Annotated in this window: 7 protein-coding genes; all 7 read left to right on the top strand. The window is 71.7% G+C overall.

Going from position 1 to position 6,869, the window contains the following annotated elements; all coding sequences use genetic code 11:
- Window positions 1-2,072 (top strand): translation initiation factor IF-2 (infB, locus tag B277_RS03270; RefSeq protein WP_007925130.1); only part of this gene is annotated, 2,072 nt, incomplete at its 5' end.
- 314 nt (window positions 2,073-2,386) lie between these two features.
- A complete protein-coding gene (locus B277_RS03265; RefSeq protein ID WP_007925128.1) occupies window positions 2,387-2,716 on the top strand; it encodes a hypothetical protein in 330 nt (109 codons plus the stop codon).
- An 81-nt stretch (window positions 2,717-2,797) separates the two neighbouring features.
- Complete coding sequence (locus tag B277_RS03260) at window positions 2,798-3,274, top strand: DUF4190 domain-containing protein (protein WP_007925127.1); 477 nt, start codon at window positions 2,798-2,800, stop codon at window positions 3,272-3,274.
- 87 nt (window positions 3,275-3,361) lie between these two features.
- Complete coding sequence (rbfA, locus tag B277_RS03255) at window positions 3,362-3,817, top strand: 30S ribosome-binding factor RbfA (protein WP_007925125.1); 456 nt, start codon at window positions 3,362-3,364, stop codon at window positions 3,815-3,817.
- Window positions 3,814-4,734, top strand: a complete 921-nt coding sequence (gene truB / locus B277_RS03250) for a tRNA pseudouridine(55) synthase TruB (protein ID WP_007925123.1) — start codon at window positions 3,814-3,816, stop codon at window positions 4,732-4,734. The genes rbfA and truB overlap by 4 nt, the downstream gene beginning before the upstream one ends.
- A gap of 11 nt (window positions 4,735-4,745) precedes the next feature.
- The gene (locus B277_RS03245; protein WP_040880686.1) at window positions 4,746-5,714 is read left to right on the top strand and encodes a bifunctional riboflavin kinase/FAD synthetase; all 969 of its coding nucleotides are present in this window, start codon (window positions 4,746-4,748) and stop codon (window positions 5,712-5,714) included.
- 4 nt (window positions 5,715-5,718) lie between these two features.
- Window positions 5,719-6,867: a rod shape-determining protein RodA gene (gene rodA / locus B277_RS03240; protein ID WP_007925119.1), complete on the top strand. Its 1,149-nt coding sequence runs from the start codon at window positions 5,719-5,721 to the stop codon at window positions 6,865-6,867.
- Window positions 6,868-6,869: the final 2 nt, after the last annotated feature.

Here is a 6,869-nt window from a genome sequence, read left to right as displayed (position 1 = left end):
TCCCGCGCCCCGGTGAGCGTCCCGGCGGCCGTGGTGGCCCCGGTGCCGGTCGCGGTCGTCCCGGTGGCGGCCCCGGTGCACGTCCCGGCGGCGGTCCCGGTGGCGGTGGCTACCGCGGTGGCCCCGGCGGTCGTGGTGGCACCCAGGGTGCCTTCGGTCGCGGTGGCGGCAAGCGCAAGCAGCGCAAGAGCAAGCGGGCGAAGCGCGCCGAGTTCGAGCAGATGTCCGCGCCGTCCATCGGCGGCGTCATCGTCCCCCGGGGCGACGGCAACACCGTGGTGCGCGTGCGCCAGGGTGCGTCGATGAGCGACTTCGCCGACAAGATCAACGCCAACCCGGCGTCGCTCGTCACCGTGCTCTTCAACCTCGGTGAGATGGCGACGGCGACCCAGTCGCTCGACGAGGAGACCTTCCAGCTCCTCGGTGCCGAGCTGGGCTACGACATCCAGATCGTCTCCCCGGAGGAGGAGGAGCGCGAGCTCTTCGACTCCTTCGACATCAACCTCGAGATCGGTGTCGATGCCGAGGACGAGGAGAACCTGGAGGCGCGTCCGCCGGTCGTCACCGTCATGGGTCACGTCGACCACGGCAAGACGCGACTGCTCGACGCGATCCGCAACGCGGACGTCGGCTCCGGCGAGACCGGTGGCATCACCCAGCACATCGGTGCCTACCAGATCCACACCGAGCACGAGGGTGACGAGCGGGCGCTGACCTTCATCGACACCCCGGGTCACGAGGCCTTCACGGCCATGCGTGCCCGTGGTGCCAAGGTCACCGACATCGCGATCCTCGTCGTCGCTGCCGACGACGGCGTCATGCCGCAGACCATCGAGGCGCTCAACCACGCCCAGGCGGCGGACGTCCCGATCGTCGTCGCGGTCAACAAGATCGACGTCGAGGGCGCCGACCCGGCGAAGATCCGCGGTCAGCTCACCGAGTACAACCTCGTGGCCGAGGAGTACGGCGGCGACACGATGTTCGTCGACGTCTCCGCCAAGCAGGGGCAGAACATCGACAGCCTCCTCGAGGCCGTCCTGCTGACGGCCGACGCGGCGCTCGACCTGCGGGCCAACCCCGAGCGCGACGCCCGTGGTGTCGCGATCGAGGCCAACCTCGACAAGGGCCGCGGTGCCACGGCGACCGTCCTCGTCCAGTCCGGAACGCTGCACGTCGGTGACGCGATCGTCACCGGCTCGGCCTTCGGTCGTGTGCGGGCCATGCTCGACGAGCACGGCAACACGGTCGACGAGGCGGGCCCCTCCCGCCCGGTCCAGGTGCTCGGTCTCTCGTCCGTCCCGCGTGCCGGCGACACCTTCGTCGTCGCGCCGGACGACCGGACCGCTCGCCAGATCGCCGAGAAGCGTGAGGCCGCCGACCGTCAGGCCAGCCTGGCCAAGGCGCGCAAGCGGATCAGCCTCGAGGACCTCGACCAGGTCATCGCCGCCGGCAAGATCGACACCCTCAACCTCATCCTCAAGGGTGACGTGTCGGGCTCGGTCGAGGCGCTCGAGGACGCGCTGCTGCAGATCGACGTCGGCGACGACGTGGACCTGCGGATCATCGACCGTGGTGTCGGCGCGATCACGCTCAACAACATCAACCTCGCCATGGCCTCGGACGCGATCATCATCGGCTTCAACGTCCGCGCCGAGGGGCAGAACGCCGAGGTCGCCGAGCGCGAGGGCGTGGAGATCCGCTACTACGGCGTGATCTACCAGGCCATCGAGGAGATCGAGCAGGCGCTCAAGGGCATGCTCAAGCCGGAGTACGAAGAGGTCGAGCTCGGCTCGGCGGAGATCCGTGAGGTCTTCCGCTCGAGCAAGTTCGGCAACATCGCCGGCTCGATCGTCCGCAGCGGCGAGATCAAGCGCGGCTCCAAGGCGCGCATCACCCGCAACGGCGTCGTCATCACCGAGGGCCTCGAGCTCACCGGTCTGCGACGCTTCAAGGACGACGTCACCGAGGTCCGCGAGGGCTTCGAGTGCGGTATCAACCTCGGCAGCTTCAACGACGTGCAGGAGGGCGACCTCATCACGACGTACGAGATGCGCGAGAAGCCGCGCGCCTGACGTCTGGACGCACTGCGCAGGGCGCCGCTCCCAGGACCACCGGGGGCGGCGCCCTTCGTCGTCCTCCCGTCCGCACACCCGGGGCGCACCCACCGGGGAGAACTCCTCACCCTCAATGCGGCGGTAACCGCCGCGCGCCGACTAGGGTGTGTCCGACCGCACCAACGACTTCTAGGGGAAGCGACACATGACGACGCCACCTCCTCCGCCCGGCGGCGGAAGCAACCAGCCCTACGACCCCTCCGGCAGCGGCTCGGCCCCCGCCGGCGGCCCGTCCGGGGCTCCGACCTACGGCTCCGCCCCCCGGTGGCGGCATGCCGCCCCAGGCGCCCCCGCCGGCTCCCGGTGGCGCGCCGCAGGGCGGCAGCGACCAGACGAAGATCCTCTCCTTCGTCTCCATGGGCACCGGTATCGTCGGCGTCCTGCTGTGCTGCTGCTGGGGCCTGCCGATCTTTTCGGTCGTCGCCCTCATCACCGGTCTCATCGCCAAGAACCAGACGAAGACCAACCCGCGCCCCGACCTGAAGACCTACATCCTCATCGGCATCATCACCGGTGCGATCGGTCTGGCCATCGCGGTCATCTACTGGATCCTCGTGGCTGCCGGCGTCATCGACATCAACGCCTACAGCGACATGAGCTGACGCTGACCTCGTCAGACGCCCCCGGTGCCTCGGTGCCGGGGGCGTCGCACGTCTCCTCCCGACGACTCACAGGACATCCTCATGACGACACCGCCCCCCGGACCCGGGTACGGTAGCCAGCCCGAGCCCTACGGCCAGCAGCCCCAGGGCCAGCCCTACGGCCAGCCGCAGGGCCAGCAGCCCTACCCGTCGACGCCGCAGTACGGCCAGCCGCCGTACGGCGCCGCCGCCCCGCCGCCGTACGGCGCACCGGAGGCGAACCCCTATGCCATGCCTCATGCCGCCCCGGACGGGAGCGCCAAGACCCTCGGCATCGTCTCGATCGTCGTCGGCCTGATCGCCATACCCCTCGGCTGCTGCTGCTGGCCGGTGGGCGCCCTGGCGGCACTCGTCGCGGTCATCTGCGGCGGCATGGGTCTGTCCAAGGCGAATGCGCTGCAGGGTGACGGCAACGAGCGCACCCTCGCGATCATCGGCATCGTCCTCGGCGTCGTCGCCTTCGGCGTCACGATCATCAGCCTGCTCGCCGGCATCGCCAACGTCGCCACCAACTCGTAGTGACGGTCCGCGGCGCGGCGTCGTCGCACGCGGCGGCGTCGCATACCGTGGACCTCGTCCTCACCCAGCCCCTCACGGAGGTGTGCCATGGCCGACCCGGCCCGCGCCCGCAAGATCGCCGATCGCATCCAGGAGCTCATCGCGGCCAACCTGCAGCAGGTCGTCAAGGACCCGGACCTCGGGTTCGTGACGATCACCGACGTGCGGGTGACCGGTGACCTCCAGCACGCGTCGGTCTTCTACACCGTCTTCGGTGACGACGACCAGAGGGCCCGCAGCGCGGAGGTCCTCGAGGCCAACCGCGGCAAGCTGCGCTCCTTCGTCGGCAAGCAGCTGGGCATCCGGCTGACGCCGACGCTGGAGATCCTCCCCGACGGCGTGCCCGAAAACGCGTCGCACATCGACGACCTGCTCCGCTCCGCGCGCGAGCGTGACGAGGACCTCGCACGATCCCGGGCGAGTGCCTCGCCGGCCGGTGACGCCGACCCCTACCGCACCAAGGACGACGAGGGGGAGGGCACCCCTCCGGGGAGCGACGCGTGAGCGAGGGCCTCGTCGTCGTCGACAAGCCCGCCGGCTGGTCGAGCCACGACGTCGTCGCCCGCTGCCGGCGTCTCTACCGGACCAGGAAGGTCGGCCACGCCGGCACCCTCGACCCGATGGCCACGGGCGTCCTCGTCCTCGGCGTCGGTCGGGGCACCAAGCTGCTCACCTTCCTCGTCGGCGCGGACAAGGAGTACACCGCGACGATCCGTCTGGGTCAGGCGACGATCACCGACGACGCCGAAGGGGAGGTCACGGCCGTCGGCGACGTGGCCGGGACGGACCGGCCGGCGCTCGACGCGGCCGTCGCCCGGCTCACGGGCGACATCGAGCAGGTGCCGAGCTCGGTGAGCGCCATCAAGGTCAAGGGGGAGCGCTCGTACGCCCGCGTGCGGGCGGGGGAGCAGGTCGAGCTCGCCGCCCGCCCCGTCAGGGTCTCGCGCTTCGACATGCTCGACGTGCGGTCGACCGAGGCGGAGGGGCACCCCGTGCTCGACATCGACGTCGTCGTCGAGGTCTCGTCGGGCACCTACGTGCGCGCCCTGGCGCGCGACCTCGGGGCCGACCTGGGCTGCCACGGTCACCTCACGGCGCTGCGGCGCACCCGCGTGGGTGGGCTGACCCTCGCGCACGCCCACACCCTCGACGAGCTCTCGGCCCTGCGCGAGAGCGGGGGAGAGGACGCTCTGCTGCCGCTCACCCCGCTCGAGCAGGCCGCTGCCGCAGCGCTCGTCACGCGCGAGCTCACCGAGCCCGAGGCTCGGGCGCTCGGCTACGGACAGCGCATCGACAGCGCCAGCCCCGGCCGCACGGAGCCGGTGGCGGCTCTCGGCCCCGACGGGTCTCTCGTCGCCGTCCTCGACGAGAGCCGCGGCACCGCGCGAGCCCACGTCGTCTTCGCGCCCGCCAGTTCGTAGAGTGTCGTCCCGTGCAGCAATGGTCATCTCCGAGTGCCACCCCGCCGCAGCTGCGGCCGTGCGTGGCGACCTTCGGCAACTTCGACGGTGTCCACCGCGGGCACCGTGCCATCCTCGACGAGCTGGTCCGGCAGGGGCGTGAGCGCGACCTGCCGGCTGTGGCAGTGACCTTCGACCCGCACCCCGTCGAGGTCATGCACCCCGAGCGGGCGCCGGAGATCATCTCGCCGGGGCCGCTGCGCGACGAGCTGCTCGCCGAGGCGGGCGTCGACGGACTGTGCGTGCTGCCCTTCACCATGGACTTCGCGCAGACGAGCGCCGTCGACTACGTCGTCGACACCTTCGTCACCGGCCTGCAGGCGGCGGTCCTCGTCGTCGGGGCCGACACCCGCGGCTTCGGAGCCGGCTACACGGGCGACGTCGACCTGCTCCGGCAGCTGGGAGCCGAGCACGGCTTCGAGGTCGTCGTCATCGAGGACCAGGGCGAGACCGAGCGGTGGTCCTCGTCCGCGGTGCGCGCCCACCTGTCCGCCGGCGAGGTGGCAGCGGCGGCCGCGATCCTCGGGCGCACCCACCGCGTCGTGGGCACGGTCGTCCACGGCTTCCACCGGGGTCGTGAGCTCGGGTACCCGACGGCCAACCTCGGCGACGACAGCCTCGGTCTCGTGCCCTCCGACGGGGTGTACGCCGGGTGGCTCACCCGCCTCGACCTGCCGATCGACGCGGCCGACCGCCGTCTCCCGGTGGCGATCTCCGTGGGGACCAACCCCACCTTCGACCAGCAGACCCGCGTCGTCGAGGCCTACGTCCTCGACCGCACCGACCTCGACCTCTACGACGAACGGGTGGCCGTCGACTTCGTCGACCACGTCCGCCCGACCCTGCGCTTCGACTCCATCGACGCGCTGCTCGAGGCGATGGCCGCCGACGTCGAGCAGACCCGCCGCGTCCTCGGGCTCCCGCCGGCCGCGCCCGCCTGAGGTCGTGCGGACCGAAGGGGGCTTCGCCGCCCGCCTGCTGCGCTCCGACCTCGTGCTGCTTGCAGCCGCGCTCATCGCCGCGGGGCTCGGCGCGGTGCTCGTGCACTCCGCGACGCGGCACGAGGCCGGGTCGGCCTACCTGGTGCGCCATCTCGTCAACCTCGGGATCGGTCTGGTCATCGCCCTGTTCGTCGCCCGGCTGGACCGGGCCGTGCTGCGGGCGCTGGCCCCCTTCGCCTACCTCGTGGGGCTCGTCGGGCTCGTGCTCGTGCTCAGCCCGCTCGGCTCCGAGGTCAACGGCTCCCGGTCGTGGATCCAGCTGCCCGGCGGCTTCTCCCTCCAGCCGAGCGAGCTGGCGAAGGTCGGGCTGTGCGTCGCCCTGCCGATGCTGCTCGCGCCCGCGGCGGAGCGTCGGCAGCGACCCCGACCGCGCGAGATCCTGCTCGCCGGTGCCGCGACCGCCGTGCCGGTGCTGCTCGTCATGGCCCAGCCCGACCTGGGGTCGGCGCTCGTGCTCGTCGCGCTGGCGCTCGGGGTGCTCGTCGTCTCCGGAGCCTCGTGGCCGTGGCTCGCCGGTGTGCTCCTCGCGGGTGTCGCAGCGGTGACGGCGGCCTTCACGACCCCGCTGCTCAGCGGCTACCAGCGCGATCGCCTCACCGCCTTCCTCGACCCCAGCGCGGACCCGATGGGCATCGGCTACCAGACCCAGCAGGTGCGGCGGGCGATCGCCAACGGGGGCTGGGGCGGGCAGGGGCTGCACGCGGGAGAGCTGACGACCTCGGGCGCGATCCCCTTCCAGGAGACCGACTTCGTCTTCTCCGTGGCGGGGGAGGAGCTCGGCTTCGTCGGCGCCGCCTTCGTCGTCGTGCTCCTCGGGCTCGTCGTCGCCCGCATCGCCCTGGCCGGCACCCGCAGCGACGACCCCTTCGTCCGGCTCGTGTGCTGGGCCGTCGCCGCGTGGTTCGCCGTGCAGTCGGTCGAAAACATCGGCATGAACCTCGGTCTGCTGCCCGTCACGGGTCTGCCGCTGCCCTTCCTCTCCTACGGCGGCTCGTCGATGTTCGCCTGCTGGGCGGCGATCGGCGTGGTCGTCGCGGTGGCCCGGGAGGAGAGGTCCGCCACAGGTCGTGAACCCGTGCCCACCCATCGGTGACG

The sequence above is a fragment of the Janibacter hoylei PVAS-1 genome (assembly GCF_000297495.1).
Classification (GTDB): domain Bacteria; phylum Actinomycetota; class Actinomycetes; order Actinomycetales; family Dermatophilaceae; genus Janibacter; species Janibacter hoylei.
This window is presented reverse-complemented; position numbering and strand designations above follow the sequence as displayed.